This window comes from Desulfosporosinus sp. SYSU MS00001 (genome assembly GCF_049943955.1).
Lineage (GTDB): Bacteria > Bacillota > Desulfitobacteriia > Desulfitobacteriales > Desulfitobacteriaceae > Desulfosporosinus.
Map to the genome: position 1 here is coordinate 29,612 of NZ_JBNFTW010000001.1, position 17,061 is coordinate 46,672.

A 17,061-nucleotide genomic window follows, 5' to 3' on the forward strand; every position below is an offset into this window, starting at 1 on the left:
ACCGAAATACTTTAACTGAACAAGTTTAACTTGCTAAAAATGCAGAAGCTGAGGGAGGAACACTATCATGAAAATTGTTGATATAATAGCATCGCCGGGACTTACAGGATTTTATTTTGACGATCAGCAGGCCATTAAAGCAGGAGCCGGACATGACGGCTTCGCTTATACCGGCGAACCAATGACCCCGGGGTTTAAAGCTGTTAGACAGCGCGGGGAGTCTATTTCTGTGATGTTAATCCTGGAAGATGGTCAAGTCGCTTCAGGAGATTGTGCTGCCGTTCAATATTCAGGAGCGGGCGGCCGTGATCCTCTCTTTTTGGCGGAAGAATTTATCCCCATTATTATGGAGGAAATTGCACCTAAGCTTTTGGGTCAGGAACTCGACTCCTTCCGTCACTTAGCAGCTTTGGTGGAAAATTCCAAACGACCTAACGGAGACCGTTACCATACGGCTATTCGTTATGGAGTCAGCCAGGCGATTCTTGATGGTGTTGCCAAAGCCAAGAAGAAAACCATGACGGAGGTTATTCTGGAGGAATATGATCTCCCTATGATTCTGGAGCCTGTTCCGATTTTTACCCAAACAGGTGATGACCGCTATGATAATGCTGATAAGGCTATTATTAAGCGTGCCGGAGTATTGCCTCATGCTTTAATCAACAACGTTGAAACAAAGCTTGGCGTTAACGGGGAACTGCTTTTAGACTATGTCATCTGGCTGAGAAATCGCATTCTCACCATTGGTGGAGATGATTACCGGCCGGTTTTGCATATAGACGTTTATGGAACCATTGGGATTGCCTTTAAGGATGATACTCAAAAAATGGCTGAGTATTTTGCCAAACTGGAAAAAGCAGCTGCTCCCCTGCATTTGCGAATTGAAGGCCCGATGGATGCCGGCAGTACTGAGGGACAGATTGCCCAACTGAAAGCCCTGCGGGTGGCCTTGAAAGAGCGTGGCGTGAAGGTGGAAATCGTTGCCGATGAGTGGTGCAACACCTATGAAGATATTGTTGAGTTTGTGGATGCTCAAGCGGCGGATATGGTACAAATCAAAACGCCGGATTTAGGCGGAATTCAAAATACCATTGAAGCTGTGATCTATGCCAAAAAGTATGGCGTAGGTGCCTATGTTGGAGGGTCTTGCAACGAAACTGATGCCGGTGGACGTACGGCTGTTCATGTTGCTTTGGCAAGCCGTCCGGATCAGATGCTGGCTAAGCCTGGGATGGGCGTTGATGAGGGGTATATGATCGTGCACAATGAGATGAATCGGACGTTGGCGCTGTTAGGAAGGAAGGCGTCACGTTAGGTTTCCTTTGGAAATTGGGTCGTTTGGAAATGGTTCGGAAATAGGGCCGTTCGGGTCAGGGAGTTTCGCCCACATCGTTCACTCAGCATTCCAAGGCTCGCTCACTCGTTTGCGTGGGAGCTACACCGAACCTCTGGGTAGTACCTGATGTGAACCACGGTTCCGCTCTCCTACGCAAACTTTGTGAGCTTTACCGCCTCTCCATGCAATGAGTTCACTCTTGTGGGCGAAGCTCCCTTCCTCTGTGGTCCATGGTTTTTCAGGGGGAAGATTCTTAAGATGAAGACTGGATTCCTTATTGATTTAATAGTAAGGGGTCTGGTCTTCTCCTTTTTTTGTCGACGCTAAAGTCGACCTGATGGCGCCATCGAGGGATAAATATGGATTCTACGGGTCGGGTAGCTGCGCCCATATCGCTCATTGGTATTCCGATGTCAACTGCTGGCCATGACGTAGGCGGACGGGCTTATCGCCACGCCGCGTCTCATTACGCATATCCCTACAGTGTGATTGGCAGTGTGTTCGCTGAAACCATGGACGGCGAGAGGGACCGTTGGCTATGATGATGCTGTGCGGCGACGTTAGATGAGGTAAAAGGGCCGCGGACTTAACTTTTTGGGCTGAAACCTTTACAATAAAGAGTATAAGCAATTTAAGCTATGTAAGGACAAGGAGAAGAGGGCCTTTATGGGTAAGATTGGTTTAACGACGACGGTGCCGGTTGAGGTTATTTATGCGGCAGGTGAAACTCCGATTGATTTAAATAATATTTTTATTACTGCTTCGGATGCGATGAAGCGTGTTGAGGATGCTGAGTTGGCTGGTTTTCCGAGGAATGTCTGCGGTTGGATTAAGGGATTATATTCCAGTGCTCTGCTGGACCCTGAAATCCGACGTATTATAGCTGTTACTCAAGGAGATTGCAGCAATACCCATGCTTTGATGGAGACGTGGGAAGTTGAGGGGATTGATATAATACCTTTTGCGTTTCCTTATGATGGTGATCCTGACATGCTTAGGCTGCAAATGGACAAACTTATTACTGCTTTAGGAACAACCTGGGAGGGTGTAAAGGAGCAGAAAAGGCGGCTTGACCAAGTCCGGGCCTTGGCCTGGGAGATTGATCAGCTGACTTGGGAAGAAAATCGGGTAAGGGGGTTCGAAAATCATCTTTATCAAGTTTCCTGCTCGGATTTTAACGGTGATCCGGAACGATTTGCCCGCGAGATGGAGGAGTTTATCCAAGAGGCTCGCCAAAGAGAATCGTTAGCGGAGAGGAATCTGTCCCAAGGTCGGAAAAAGCTACGGGAGGTACGATTGGGTTTTATCGGAGTTCCTCCGATTTTTCCCGAGATCTATGATTTTATCGAGGAACATGGGGCGCGTGTCGTTTTTAATGAAGTTCAAAGGCAATTTTCTATGCCTTTTTCAACGGAGGATATCGTTGAACAATACAGGCGCTATACTTATCCTTATCAAGTTTTTCAGCGGATCGAGGATATTCGTTATGAAGCGGAACGACGTCAGCTGGATGGAATTATCCACTATACCCAAAGCTTTTGTTATCGTCAAATCGAGGATTTGATTATCCGTAAAAAATTGGACTACCCGATCTTAACGCTGGAAGGCGAGAATCCAACGGGGCTGGATGCACGGAGTAAGATGAGGGTTGAGTCATTTTTGAGTATGCTGAAGGAGTAGAGAAAGTCGTTCTTGTTTTTTATGAAGTTTAAATCATTGGAGGCTATTGTCAAAATGTCTATGCAAACGATTTGTGGTATTGATTTAGGAAGTCGAAGTGTTAAGATTGCCCTCATGCAATTCCAAACGGAATCTGATTCCATAGAGATCAAGCGGCTGGAAAGGTTAGATACTATCCGCTTTTATCGAGAATATGGACGTAAGCACGATGGGAAGCTGGTCGTGAATTTTGAAGCCTTGGGTTTGCCTGAAGTTGACAGTCTTGTATCGACCGGCTATGGTCGAAATACCTTAGAGCTTGCCGGAGGAGAAGCGATTCCGGAATTAAAAGCTCATGTTCTGGGTGCTGTTTACCAAACCGGGCTTAAGGATTTCACACTCGTTGATTTAGGTGGGCAGGACAGCAAAATCATTCAAGTTCGCCGAGGCAAAATGATTGACTTTTTGACGAATGATAAGTGTGCGGCCTCCTCAGGGCGTTATTTGGAAAACATGGCTAATATCTTAGATTTGTCTCTGGAGGAGCTTGGCCAGTATGCAGATGCTCCTGTGGAGTTGAATTCTACCTGTGCGGTGTTTGGAGAAAGCGAACTTATTGGCAAGATCGTTGAAGGCTGTCCAATTAAGGAACTGGCGTCGGGTGTCAATGCCACCATCGTTAAGCGAATCTTGCCCCTTCTGCGTTCTTTTGAGGGGGAGGTTTTAGTCTTTACCGGGGGCGTTGCCCATAATCAGGCGGTGACAAGGCTTCTGCAGGAAGGTACAGGTAAGCGGGTTATTATTCCGCAAGAACCTCAATATAATGGGGCCATAGGATGTTGCATTAAGGGTAGCGAGACGAGTGACTAACAACTATTTTACGGCGACTGATCGATAGCCAACGTAATAGGTTAATGACAGACCAGCGGCCCATTAGGCGTTGTCTCGCTTAGCGTTGGAGGTAAAGTAATTGGTCAAAGGGTTGAAATACATTACCGGAATCGTGAACTTTTTCCACGACAAATTAATCGTCGTAACACAGTATTTTGGCTTAAATTACAGTGACAAACAACTGCATTTTTTGATTATCGGTTTATTGGGAATAGTGTTATTTATTATTGTTAATAAGTTGTTTAAATATCTTCTTCGCTATAGCCTAACGATCATTTCTTTTATCTATACTTTTACTGTTCTTGTTGTTTTTGTTTTTGCCATTGAGATAGAGCAAAAAATTACCGGGCGAGGCAACATGGAATTTCAAGACATTATGGAAGGCCTTTGGGGTTTTTTAGTTGTCTTTGTGATTTATCAGGGAGTCCTGCTCATTGTTCATTGGGCAAAGAGAATTTTCAAAAGGTTATAGTATTAATAATGCACAAAAAAATTAGCCTGAGAGAACGTTTTTAACTGCTCTATTTCAAGAGGATCTGTTAAAAACGTTCTCTCAGGCTTTTTTCTTGCCATAACCTTAACCGGGTAAACCAGAGATGGTCTAGAGCAATTTTTGAAAATGTTTGTCTAGACAAGAAGGATAATAGAGTTTGTAACAAGAATATTACAGAATGCAGGGATATAAACAGAAATAAACAACTTCGAAGCTATCAGCGAGATGGAATAAATAAAATAGTATCAGTGTCTTAGCAAATTAGTGGCAAAAGCATCGCAGGAGGGTTATTAATGAAACTACATAATTTCAAATTTATGGCAGTAGTGTTATGTTTATTGATCACTACGTTATTCTTTCCACAAAATGCCCTGGCTCTATCGACTCCGACGGCACCGGCAAATCTTTATGCCTCTGCTCTTAACAGCAGCCAAATATCCCTAACCTGGAACACAGTAAGCGGTGCGACAACCTATTATATTTACAGGGGAACCTCTTCCGGAAATTACTCGGTTGTCGGTACGACAACATCTTCAAGTTATATAGATACCGGTTTATCGTCGGGCACCGCCTATTATTATAAAGTTCAAGCATCAAATAGCGCTGGGGGAGGCTCATACTCCAGCATAGTTTATGCAGTTACTTTAAGCTCAAACAGCACTTTGCCGGCTCCGACAAATTTAACGGCTACTGCATCAAGTTCAAGTCAGATCTATTTGACCTGGAATGCCGTAAGTGGTGCAACATCCTATTATGTTTACAGAGCAAACTCGCCATCGGGACCATTTTCAATGATCGCTTCGCCCACTACTATAGGCTATACCGATTCAGGCCTGTCCGCCAATGTTGCCTATTATTATAAAGTTGTAGCCAGAAACAGCTATGGAACAAGTACGGATTCTCCCATAGTTTACGCGACAACGACAATTTCCAGCACAGTACCATCTGCCCCTAGTAATCTAATCGCCAGTGTTGTCAGCAGTACTCAAATCTATTTGAGCTGGAGTGCTGTGAGCAATGCGAATTTTTATTATGTCTATAGGTCAACATCTCCATATGGAACTTATACTGTAGTTGCTTCGCCGACAACGGCCTATTATACTGATTCTACCGTATCGACCAATACAACCTATTATTATAAAGTAGCAGCTGTTGGCAATGCGGGGCCAAGTTTAGATTCCGTTATTACTAATGCGACTACCGTCGCCAGCGGAGCTTTAGCCGCACCGACAAATGTCTCGGCGATAGCTTTAGCGAGTAATCAAGTTTATTTGAGTTGGGCGACTGTAAGTAATGCAACTTATTATACGGTCTATAGGTCTACCTCCCTTACCGGGACATATACCATAGTAGGTGCCCCGGCGACATCGATTTATACAGATTCCACGGTATCGACACTTACAACATACTATTATAAGGTAGTGGCTATCGGCAGTTCGGGCAGCAGTTCGGATTCGGCCATTGTTACTGTAACAACAACGTATAATACTGGTGCATTGGCAACACCTACCAATGTAACTGCGACTACTGTAAGCACCAGTCAAATATACTTGACTTGGAGCGCCGTTTCCAATGCCAGTTATTATAATGTTTACAGGTCTACTTCGCCTTCGCTAACTTATTCCAATATAGGTACGGTTACTACACCAAGCCTCACTGATTCAAGCTTGGCCGCCAACACCACCTATTATTATAAGGTAGTTGCGGTAGGAAGTGCCGGCTCTAGTGCCGAATCAGCTGTTGTTCCTGCCACAACGATACTTACAAATACTGCTCTTTCGGCACCCACCAACCCTACAGCGACAGCTTTAAGTACCAGTCAGATCTATTTGACCTGGGATTCCGTCAGTAATGCAACATCCTATTATGTGTATCGGGCAACCTCCATATCAGATGTATATACGAATATTGCTACAATTTCTACGTTAAATTATACCGATTCTAACTTGTCATCCAACACAACCTATTATTATAAGATTCAGGCGGTGGGCAGTTTAGGATCAAGCCCCTTTTCGGCTATAGTCTCGGCGGCGGCTACCGGGTCGGGGTCGGGCAGTACTGCGCCAACGAATCCCTCACAAACTTCTGCCCAACGTCTGGCAGGGGAAGATATGTACGGGACTGCAGCGGAGGTCGCCAAAGCAGAATGGAATACCTCTTACTTTGCCGTTATTGTCAGCGGGGAAACTTTTTCCGATGCTTTATGCAGCGGCCCTCTGGCTGCAGAGCATAATGCACCTTTATTGTTGACGACTAAGGATACGTTGAACGCACAAACTAAAGCACAGCTTACGCGTATGAAAGTAAAGAGTGTTTTTATCGTAGGCGGAGTTGGCGTTATTTCAGCCGCAGTTGAGCAAAGTATTAAAGATATGGGGATTCAAGTTACGAGAATTGCGGGAAACGACAGTTACGAAACATCGGTAAAAATTGCTCAGGCAATGGAGCCAACGAGTCAAGCAGTCGTCGCCAGCGGCGAAACCTTCCCGGATGCTTTGTCTATAGCCCCCATTGCCGCCATGAAGGGGATTCCCATCCTGCTGACACCGAAAGATACGCTTCCCTCAAGCGTGAAAACATATCTGAAGGGGATACAAAGCACTTATGTTGTAGGTGGGACCGGAGTTATCAGCGATAATGTTGTTAATCAACTTCCTTCACCGACAAGACTTAGCGGCCAAGACAGATATGATACGAATATCAGTATCATCAAAGAATTTGCTGACCAATTAGATTTTAGCACCTGCTATATATCTACAGGTGAAAACTATGGCGATGCTCTAGCTGGTTCAGTTTTGGCTTCACTGACAAGCTCCCCGGTCTTTTTGGTAGGCAATCCTGTGGGACAGTCAACTCTTGATTACATGGGAAGTATCTCAGGCGGTATTCAAAAAGAAGTTGTCTTTGGCGGAACAGTTGTTGTGCCGGACAGCGTTTTAACCAGCATTAATGGTGCAAGCGCAACAAATGTATCTACTACCTTATCTGCACCAAGACTCGCTACAGCATCCCCTGTAAGCTCGAGCCAAATAGACCTTAGTTGGGATGCAGTAAGCGGTGCGACGAGTTATTATATCTTCGGCTCAACATCCTCTTCGGGTACATTTACCCATATTGCCACAGTAACAACAAATAGTTATTCCAATACCGGTCTGTGGGCCGATACAACCTATTATTATAAAATTCAGGCAGTTAACGGTTCCGCTACCGGTCAATTTTCGCCCGTTGCTTCAGCGACGACATCGAGTTAACGATCTGTTCCGGAGGTTCGAGTGAACTCGTTCAGCTAAAGCTGAACATCGAGACTTCGGTGACGAAAGTGTCCTGCGGACACTTTCACCGAAAGCGCCTAGCCCATAATAGATGCTATCTATCGTGCTGAAGGATGGTCTCTGCATCCGCCTAAGACAGTATGGAGTGCCGTCCACTAGCCGAAGTGGGCGGCTTACGATTAGATAAAGGGAGTCTCGCTAAACGACTTTTAACCACGTCAGCAATTCATCCCCTCCCTCAAATCGTCGCAACGATTTGGGAGGGGATGAATTGTATTATCTCAACAAATTATTGCCTCCACTTCAACGTTCGCAGAACGTAAGTGGTGGGAGCATGTTCACAGTGTCATTGAGCGATTCTCCCTTCATCATTTGAAGCTTCATTGTTTGCTTCGTTAATTGAGGGTTTTGGGATTGTCTTTAAATAAACAGGGGAGTAATATAAGTTGTGGACTAGCAGGTAATTAAGTATATTAAGTGTACGAAAGTGTTCTGAAAGGTTCAAAGAAAATAAATAGACATTAAAGGAGGTCAGACATCCAAATGAAAGAAATCCACGTGGATGAAATTATTTCAGCCATCCGAACTCTCTGTATGGAAGCAAACTATAATTTGAGTTCGGACATTATGACAGGCTTTCATTCAGCCCTTAAAAAGGAATCTTCGCCCTTGGGTCAGGAGGTCTTGGAGCGTCTTATAGAAAATGCCGATATTGCTCACAAGGAGCAAGTCCCAATGTGCCAGGATACCGGGATGGCGGTGCTTTTTGTGGAAATCGGTCAGGATTTGCACATAGCAGGCGGCAGCCTGACGGATGCGCTTAATGAAGGAGTACGACAGGGATACGAGCAGGGGTTTCTGCGCAAATCGGTTGTCAAAGATCCTTTTGATAGAGTCAATACGGGAGATAATACTCCGGCTATCATTCATTACGATATTGTACCCGGTGATGTTCTGCGCCTTATTGTTGCCCCCAAAGGATTTGGGAGCGAGAATATGGGCGGACTGAAAATGTGTAAGCCTTCGGAAGGTTTGCAGGGCGCGATGGATTTTGTTGTCGATACCGTTGACCGAGCGGGCGGAAATCCTTGCCCTCCGATTATCGTCGGTGTGGGTGTCGGAGGAACTATGGAAAAGGCTACCTTCTTGGCTAAGAAGTCCTTGCTTCGTGAAGTGGGAATCCATAACCAAGATGAACGTTTGGCGAAGATTGAAAAAGAATTATTAGAGCGTATCAATGGCTTGGGTATCGGACCCCAAGGATTTGGCGGAGTGACGACCGCGCTGGCCGTCAACTTAGAAGTATATCCCACGCATATCGCCGGAATGCCTGTGGCCGTAAACATTGGCTGTCATGCGACACGTCATAAGGAAATCACCTTACAAGGGAGGGAGAATCAATGAGTGATGTAAAACGCATCGAAACCCCTCTTACGCAAGAAAAACTCAAGACGTTAAAAGCCGGAGATAATGTTTTATTAAGTGGTGTTATTTATACGGGACGAGATGCTGCTCACAAGAAAATGGTCGAAGCCTTGGAGCAAGGGCTAGAGTTGCCCTTTAATATGAAAGACCAAGTCATTTATTTCGTGGGGCCGACTCCAGCTAAGGAAGGGCAAGTGATTGGCTCAGCAGGACCAACGACAAGCGGACGGATGGATGCCTATTCCCCCAAGTTAATTGCTCAAGGTTTAACAGGAATGATAGGTAAAGGGCTGCGCAGTCCTGAGGTCATAGAAGCTATGAAAGAGCATGGTGCCGTTTATTTTGGAGCTATCGGCGGGGCCGGCGCACTCATTGCCAAACGCATTGTTTCGGCAGAAGTGATTTCCTATCCTGAACTGGGACCTGAAGCAGTTCGACGATTGGTTGTCAAAGATTTCCCGGCAATTGTGATTATTGATCAAGAAGGAACGAATCTGTATGAGAGCGGGAAAGCCCAGTATAGAACGGTTTAACACGTCAGAATTGGTCACAAAAGCTTCACAATTTCTTAAAGTACAATTAAGGATTTTAAGATATAATAAGATATTATTGGAAATCCTTGATAGGAGTGCTAACTATGGATTATTGCCCTTTTTGTGGAGCGCGTGAAGTAGGCAGAATTGGCCGTGAACGTTATTATTGCCGCGAGTGTTGTCACGAGTGGACTAAGGGAGGTGGAGAGGTTAAAATTTATGAGGTCATGTCTGACGGATCGGTTGAACCACTGATCGTTGACCATGAACCTATCACTCATGTCATATCTCATCGCGCTGTTCGCCGAGCCGGATGACTTAAAGTTGAAGATTAATTAAAGCATAGCAAGAGGTTTTTACTTACTAAGGCTTAAAAATAAGTACATGACAACAGAATCAGCTTAAGCAAAGAGAGCTCAAAAACGGGCTCTCTTTTCGTTTTGAGAAAATTCTCATTGGATTTTAATAGTAAAAGCAGGATTTTGTCGACTATTAATAGAATTCTAAGAATCTAATGTAAAAAATCAATATCTAATATGAATGAAATGACATTCTAATAGATTATCCTGAACTATTTTTTTGGAGACATATACCCAAATATATTTGAATTGTGACATTTATAATGTGTGTTGTGGTGGGAGTGGCCCTGATGTTCAGCCTTAGCTGAACGAGTTCATTGGTCATGGCTTTAAATGATTAACAAAGAAATTATTCAGATCAGATAGTTTATGAACTTAGCAAGAAAAAGGATAATTAACTTAAGAAAGGGTGCATGACATTGATACAATTACATCAATTTGAGCTGACAGAATCGACTCAGTTGTTGAAGATCGATTCCGAGCAGTTGAGCCTTCTTAAAGAGGTACGGGCGATTATCGAGAGGAATGCCGATCAAATCGTGACCAACTTTTATGCCCATGTTACGACGATTCCGGGTTTAAAAGCAATTATTGATCAATTTTCATCGGTAGATAAGCTTAAAATTACCATGAAGAAATATTTGCTCTCAATTTGCCCGGAGACGATTAATGAACAATTTATGCAATGGCGCGTGACGATCGGAGAAGTACATAATCGTATCAATTTACCGCCATTTTATTATCTAAGCGCCAATCAGATCTTATGTGATGAAATTATTCCCTTGATCTATAAGCATTTTAAGAAAAAAACCGATTTGGCGCTGCGCTCAGCTTTAGCTTTTCAACGAATTTTGAGTTTTGACCAGCAGGTTGTTATGGCAAGCTATATTCAATCCTATATGACTGAAATTGATAAGAAAGCTGAATTGGAAAAAGCACTCTTTGAGATTGACAGTTTGCAGCGGAGAGTCAATGAAGCGAGCCAGGCTTTAGCGGCAACTTCGGAGGAAACGGCTGCATCAGCGGCTGAAATGAACGAAGCGACTGCGCGTATTTCCAATAATGCTTCAGAAGCGGCTGAATTTTCGAGGAAAGTCGATTCTTTAGCTCAAGAAGGTGCGAGTAAAATTCAAATGATTTCCGAAACCATTTTGCGTTTGGCAGACATGGCTTCTGATATGCAGGAAAAAATGAACCAGTTGGATCAAAGTTCAGCTCGCATTGCTTCGGTTACCGATGTCATTCGAGAAATTGCTTCTCAGACTAACCTTTTAGCCTTAAACGCGGCTATTGAAGCGGCAAGGGCTGGGGACAGCGGCCGTGGCTTCGGTGTTGTTGCTGAAGAGGTTAAGAAACTGGCCACAAATTCAGAACAATCGGTTCGGGAAATTAGTGCTCTTATCACCCAGAGTAAAGAAAATACCATAGCCGTCAACCAGTCCATTGAGGAAACTACAGACGCTATGAAAAACGCAGCTGTAGAGGCAGGAGAAGTCGTCAATCGCTTCGGTGATATTATGTCAGCAATCAATTCCAGTATTCAACAAGTTCAGGGAATTGCTCAGCAGATTGATGCCTTAGCCACGACGGCAGGGCAGATTGGAGCAGCCTCGGAAGATGTCGCTAATTCAGCCACGTCGCTGGCGCAAATGGGCATGAGATAGTGAGGAGTGTGCTCTCAATTAGAAAAGAGAGCCTTATGATTGGATAAAGTTGGTGGAGATAATGACTTTGCCTGAGGACGCTTTTTACATTCGGAGAATGTGGAGTTTTTCTCGAGCTCTTGACCTCGGGTTAGTTGATGAAGAGGTTGAACGAGGACTTAAGTTTGCGGTCGGGCAGCAGCACGGCGAACGGGTAGCTTATATTGCCATGCGTTTGGGGCGCTGTTTGGGACTTCATAAAAAGGAATTAGTGCATTTAACGGTAGCTGGGCTGCTCCATGATATTGGGGCCATGGGTTCCTTTAGGACCCATTATGGCAACCCAAAGCTTCTTAGTAAACACTGTTTGGTCGGTTCAGCGATCGTTGAGCGGTTTCCTTCGGGGGCTATTCTGGCCCCTGCGATAAAGTATCACCATGAAACGCCGGGTTCAGATCGGAGCGCCTTAGGTGTTCCTGCTGCTGAAGTTCCGCTGATGGCTAGGATTTTATCCTTAGCGGATCAGGTGGATTTGCGTCTGTCTCGCCGTCAGCACACTCGTAAAGAACGGGATGAACTTTTAAACTGGATATCCAGGGAAAAGGGAGTTCTGTTTTTTCCTGAACCGGCAGCAGCCTTTGAACAATTAGCCATCAAAGAAGCCTTTTGGCTGGATATCGAGCAGCCGGATTTGCTGCAAATTGTTTTGGGGCTCTTGTATGGAAAATGGCACGTTCCCCTGACAAGAGAATTAGAAACAACGGGATTCACTGACGAGTTGGCAGCGACGTTTGCAGATCTCATCGACCAAAAAAGCAGTTTTACAGCTCGCCACTCACGATCAGTTGCAGAGGTTGTGGAACGTTTAGCCGAAGGCTTGGGTTGGAGTGAACAACAACGTCACGAAATCTATGTAGCTGGTTTGCTGCACGATTTGGGCAAGCTCTCTATTCCCAAAAAGATCTTAGACAAGCAAGGGCCCTTGGATGCCTCGGAAGTAGACGTCATCCGAACTCACACTTATTATACCCATCGTTTGCTGACTGAGGCTGGTTTCCCGACGAGGATGGTCGAATGGGCTGCTCATCACCACGAACGTCTTGACGGCAAAGGTTATCCCTTTGCACTTAAGGACAAAGAAATTGATGTTGGCTCCCGTCTCATGACGATTGCAGATATGTTTGCTGCTTTGACTGAGGATCGTCCCTATCGGCACGCCATGTCAACAACTGAAGCTCTCGATATTATTCAGCGAGGTGCAGGCACTAGTGTTGATGGGGAATTGATTGTTTTAGCGAGAAGGGTGCTGCAGGCAAACACATAGGGGCCAGCTCTCCTGTTTTTAAGGGAAAGAGTCTGGTTTGGCTTATAATGTTTTTCTTCACGATGACTGTACATGTATGTAGAGGGTATGCTGCTTTCTGTTGTTGTTTGTCAGACATTCAAGCAATTTATAGAAAGAGCATACTTATTTTTTATTTAAGGTCGGATTTGTGGTAAAGTGGAACTATTGAATAGAGAAAGGCGCGATCACCGTGTTTTACCCCTTTGAAATGGAACGTTACCTTGAAACCTTGTTGGGTGAAAGGGACCCTTTGCTGCGGGAAATGGAAGAACAAGCTCTCCAGGAAACTATACCTGTGGTGACACCGACAGTAGGGAATTTTCTCTGCTTGTTGGCCGCCATGAATAAGGCCCAGTCAGTTTTGGAAATCGGCACTGCCATTGGTTATTCCACGATCTGGCTGGCCCGCGGGGTGGAGAAGAGCGGAGGTCATGTTACGACTATCGACATGAATAAGGACCGCTTGACAAGAGCCAAAGGCTATTTTCAGCGTGCGGGACTTCAGGAAACTATCACAGCTCTGGAAGGCGATGCTCGTAAGATTCTGCCCGGCTTGACTTCAGGGTATGACTATGTTTTTATTGATGCAGCTAAGGGAGAATATTTGGATTACTTAAAGCTGATCGATGATTTGATCATCCCAGGAGGAATCCTGGTTGTTGACAATGTCCTTTTTCGGGGCTGGGTAGTACCGGAAAGTAATTTTGCACCGAAATATGAGCGCATGGTCGGGGGATTGAGAAAATTTCTGCAGGAACTTTGCGCTAATCCTGACTATGTGACTACGGTTCTGCCTTTTGGAGACGGCGTATCTGTCAGCAGGAAAGCTGAAAAAGGGAGATAATTATGGGAGAAAGGAAGCCCCTCCGGAGGTCATCCCAGCGATTTCAGGAAATCGACTTTTTAAGAGCTGTCGCTATCGTATTCATGGTGATTTTTCACATGGTTTATGATCTGCATGAGTTTGCCGGAGCGGCTGTCGATTATCAAGCGCCTCTCTGGTTTATCCTCGGGAAGACGTCGGCGCTGCTCTTTATTCTCTTATCCGGGCTGTCCAGCGGTTTAAGTAGTTCCCCGGTTCGCCGGGGGCTAAACGTTCTGTTTTACGGAATGGTTGTTACGTTAGTGACGTATCTGGTTATGAAAGAGGAGTATGTCCGCTTCGGAATTTTACATTTTCTAGGGATAGCCATGATTTTGTCTCCTCTTTTCAGGAGATTGTCTTCGCGTCTCCTTTGGGTCATAGCCGCTTTGATTGCTTGCTTAGGGTTTTGGTTCAAAACATTGGTGGTCCAAACAAGTTTCTTCCTCCCTTTGGGTCTGATGTACGGGGGATTCAGCACCATTGACTATTACCCCCTGTTCCCTTATTTAGCGGTAACTATCATCGGCATACTTATTTACCGGCATTTTTATTCCCAAGGAGCCGGAAGCGGCAGATCTTCGCAAAACTTACTTGTCTGGAGCCGGCCGAGAATTAATTGGCGTCTTCCGGGATGGATACAATGGTTAAGTCGGAATTCCTTAGGGATCTATTTAATTCATCAACCGATTCTTTTGCTGCTCCTATACATAAGCAACCATTTATAAGATAATGATGAAGTACCGGAGTTTGGTTTAAACCTGATCATAGAAGGGAGTAAGTATTGAAACGATGTTTGTCCATGAACATTTGATGCAAGCCGTATATTTTGCCCCACGAGGGAGAAAGCGGTTGTTGTTTTTGGGAACAAATATACAGCAGCGTTATTTAAGCCCAGAAGATAAGCTAATTGGCTTTGTTGGAGATGCGGGTGCCGGTAAGTCGCTGCTCATTCGGGGAATGTTTCCCGGTTTGGAATTGACCAATGATGATGACGGTATTAATATCCGGCCGCTGCCCTTAATGGAAGATGCGGAGCGTAACCATTTCCGATGTCATACCTACCATTTGGATGTCCGGTTTGAGTCAGCCTTCACCCAGCCCTGGCAAATTGCAGAGGCCATTCAGAAAGCCATTTCTAAAGGGCATAGGGTTGTTGTTGAGCATTTTGATCTTGTGTATCCCCACTTGGGAGCAAATGCTGAAGTTCTGATCGGTGTCGGAGAAGAAGTCATCGTGACACGCCCGACGGTATTTGGACCTGAGCCGCAAAGTATTGCAGATATTGTTTTTGAGTCTATAAAATTTCGGCGCATGGCTCATAGTGCCGAAGATTTAACATCAATGATTTTAGAAGAAATGGGCTTGGAAAAGCCTGAAGTGCATAGTGATATTAAGCATGGTTTTGTTCTGGAACTTCCGGATAAACCTGACATTGATTTAGACTTAGTTGAAGAGCGTGTCTTAGATTTAATTAAAGCGGATTTGGCCATTTGTTTTGCCGATGACGAGCACATCCGAGTGGGCGAAATGAAGTATCCCTGTACCGGTCCGCGCATCCACATTCGCAGGACCAGTGACATTAAAGGCTTTCACCTCCTTAAAGAATTCCGCTTTGATCCTATTGCCCGGCTTTACACCATTGCGGGGATTGTTGGCGAAGCGGCGATGATTACTCGTTCGCTTGATTTGTTTGCAGGCAGAAATCAAAATGTTGACGGTAAGTAACTTGTTCCAACATCGAAGACAGTACATTTGGATAAAATATTTGTGTAATATTGGCATTTTTTGAAGTCATCTGGTAAACTAAACTAACAAGCTATAGGTTAAGAAAGGTTAGGTTAATAATGCAGCGTTCATATAATCGGGCCGCAGATGGGCTGCGCCCTGTTAAAATTACAAGACAATTTACGAAGGCACCGGAGGGGTCAGTCCTTATCGAAGTTGGCGGGACACGGGTTTTATGTACGGCGAGTGTAGAAGAAAAAGTTCCTCCCTTCCAAAAAGGGTCGGGAAAAGGCTGGGTAACTGCCGAATATGCTATGATTCCCAGGGCCACCCAAACTCGAACCCAGCGCGAGGCGACCAAAGGAAAGCTCACTGGCCGCACTATGGAAATCCAGCGTTTAATCGGCCGTGCTTTGCGATCCGTTGTTGACTTGAAAAAATTAGGTGAACGGACGATATGGCTGGATTGTGACGTTCTGCAGGCTGACGGCGGTACAAGGACAGCGTCCATCACTGGAGCTTATGTAGCCTTGTTGGATGCCATACAGTATTTGCTTGACAAGAAACTTATTAAAATGAATCCCATTATGGACACTTTGGCGGCAGTTTCTGTCGGCAAGGTTCTGGGAACTCAAGTCCTGGATTTAGACTATGAGGAAGACTCAAAAGCAGAAGTAGACATGAATGTCGTTATGACAGGAGCAGGGAAATTCGTGGAAATTCAGGGAACTGCTGAAGAAGTTCCCTTTGATCGTGGGGATTTGGATGTGTTTCTGCAATTAGCGGAAAAAGGGATTCGTTCCCTCATGGAAGTTCAGAAGACAGCAATCGAGACGAATTCATGAAGATATTATTAGCTACCCAAAATCAAGGTAAAGTAAGTGAACTGCAGGATTTGCTTGCTGATGTAGAGATTGAAGTAGTTTCCTTACGGGATCTTCCGGATTGGGAAGAGGTTGAAGAAAACGGAGAAACCTTTGCTGAGAACGCGGCCCTAAAAGCAAGAGCAGCCGTTCAAAGAACTGGCCTCATTGCGTTGGCCGATGATTCGGGCTTAGAGGTAGACGCTCTAAACGGTGCTCCCGGAGTTTTTTCTGCCCGCTTTGCCGGAGAGCCTAAAGACGATGAACGCAACAATGACAAGCTTTTGGAGCTATTGGCAACGATCCCCGAGGATAAGAGAACGGCTCGTTTTCGCTGTGCCCTGGTTATTGCGGCTCCCGAGGGGAAAGAATATCTTACGGAGGGAACCGTTGAAGGGAAAATCCTCAGGCAGCGGCGGGGAACGGACGGTTTCGGTTATGACCCGTTGTTTTTAGTTCCGGAATTGGGAAGAACGTTAGCAGAAGTAACCTTGGCTGAGAAGAATGATTTGAGTCACAGAGCGAGGGCCTTCCGTAAAGCGATCCCCATCTTGCAGGCCCTCCAAGGCTAGATTCCCATTATGAACCAGCAAAATTCGATTCATTGAAAAATCGGCGAAAAAACTTTAAAATATTGAGCATAAATTCTTGA

At 45.1% G+C, this 17,061-nt stretch carries 15 protein-coding genes; all 15 read left to right on the forward strand.

Annotation, left to right across the window (positions count from 1 at the left end):
• Positions 1-67: 67 nt before the first annotated feature.
• The 15 genes from ACPUYX_RS00140 (at position 68) to ACPUYX_RS00210 (ending at position 16,981) form a co-directional block, all read left to right on the forward strand.
• Entirely contained in the window at positions 68-1,315 is a 1,248-nt protein-coding gene (locus ACPUYX_RS00140; RefSeq protein ID WP_426377734.1) for a methylaspartate ammonia-lyase, read from the forward strand.
• Positions 1,316-2,002: 687 nt separating this feature from the next.
• Positions 2,003-3,016, forward strand: a complete 1,014-nt coding sequence (locus ACPUYX_RS00145) for a 2-hydroxyacyl-CoA dehydratase family protein (RefSeq protein WP_426377735.1) — start codon at positions 2,003-2,005, stop codon at positions 3,014-3,016.
• Positions 3,017-3,076: 60 nt separating this feature from the next.
• A complete protein-coding gene (locus ACPUYX_RS00150; RefSeq protein ID WP_426378288.1) occupies positions 3,077-3,865 on the forward strand; it encodes an acyl-CoA dehydratase activase in 789 nt (262 codons plus the stop codon).
• Between the two features lie 100 nt (positions 3,866-3,965).
• Positions 3,966-4,358 (forward strand): hypothetical protein, encoded by a 393-nt coding sequence (locus ACPUYX_RS00155; protein WP_426377736.1) that lies wholly within the window; start codon positions 3,966-3,968, stop codon positions 4,356-4,358.
• Positions 4,359-4,672: 314 nt separating this feature from the next.
• Positions 4,673-7,630, forward strand: a complete 2,958-nt coding sequence (locus tag ACPUYX_RS00160; protein ID WP_426377737.1) for a cell wall-binding repeat-containing protein — start codon at positions 4,673-4,675, stop codon at positions 7,628-7,630.
• Positions 7,631-8,194: 564 nt separating this feature from the next.
• On the forward strand, positions 8,195-9,055 hold the full coding sequence (locus tag ACPUYX_RS00165) for a fumarate hydratase (protein ID WP_426377738.1): 861 nt from the start codon (positions 8,195-8,197) through the stop codon (positions 9,053-9,055).
• Positions 9,052-9,609, forward strand: coding sequence for a Fe-S-containing hydro-lyase (locus ACPUYX_RS00170; protein ID WP_426377739.1), 558 nt, complete (start codon positions 9,052-9,054; stop codon positions 9,607-9,609). Before ACPUYX_RS00165 ends, ACPUYX_RS00170 begins: the two co-directional genes overlap by 4 nt.
• A gap of 104 nt (positions 9,610-9,713) precedes the next feature.
• Positions 9,714-9,926 carry a hypothetical protein gene (locus tag ACPUYX_RS00175; protein WP_426377740.1) on the forward strand — a complete coding sequence of 71 codons (213 nt, stop codon included), beginning with the start codon at positions 9,714-9,716 and terminating at the stop codon, positions 9,924-9,926.
• A gap of 461 nt (positions 9,927-10,387) precedes the next feature.
• Positions 10,388-11,632 carry a methyl-accepting chemotaxis protein gene (locus ACPUYX_RS00180; RefSeq protein WP_426377741.1) on the forward strand — a complete coding sequence of 415 codons (1,245 nt, stop codon included), beginning with the start codon at positions 10,388-10,390 and terminating at the stop codon, positions 11,630-11,632.
• A 67-nt stretch (positions 11,633-11,699) separates the two neighbouring features.
• On the forward strand, positions 11,700-12,935 hold the full coding sequence (locus ACPUYX_RS00185; RefSeq protein WP_426377742.1) for an HD domain-containing phosphohydrolase: 1,236 nt from the start codon (positions 11,700-11,702) through the stop codon (positions 12,933-12,935).
• 211 nt (positions 12,936-13,146) lie between these two features.
• The gene (locus tag ACPUYX_RS00190) at positions 13,147-13,800 is read left to right on the forward strand and encodes an O-methyltransferase (protein WP_426377743.1); all 654 of its coding nucleotides are present in this window, start codon (positions 13,147-13,149) and stop codon (positions 13,798-13,800) included.
• Between the two features lie 2 nt (positions 13,801-13,802).
• Positions 13,803-14,546: a heparan-alpha-glucosaminide N-acetyltransferase gene (locus ACPUYX_RS00195; RefSeq protein ID WP_426377744.1), complete on the forward strand. Its 744-nt coding sequence runs from the start codon at positions 13,803-13,805 to the stop codon at positions 14,544-14,546.
• Between the two features lie 64 nt (positions 14,547-14,610).
• Positions 14,611-15,546, forward strand: coding sequence for an alanine-tRNA synthetase second additional domain-containing protein (locus ACPUYX_RS00200; protein ID WP_426377745.1), 936 nt, complete (start codon positions 14,611-14,613; stop codon positions 15,544-15,546).
• Positions 15,547-15,665: 119 nt separating this feature from the next.
• Positions 15,666-16,391: a ribonuclease PH gene (gene rph, locus ACPUYX_RS00205; protein WP_426377746.1), complete on the forward strand. Its 726-nt coding sequence runs from the start codon at positions 15,666-15,668 to the stop codon at positions 16,389-16,391.
• Positions 16,388-16,981 (forward strand): XTP/dITP diphosphatase, encoded by a 594-nt coding sequence (locus ACPUYX_RS00210; protein WP_426377747.1) that lies wholly within the window; start codon positions 16,388-16,390, stop codon positions 16,979-16,981. Before rph ends, ACPUYX_RS00210 begins: the two co-directional genes overlap by 4 nt.
• Positions 16,982-17,061 lie beyond the last annotated feature (80 nt).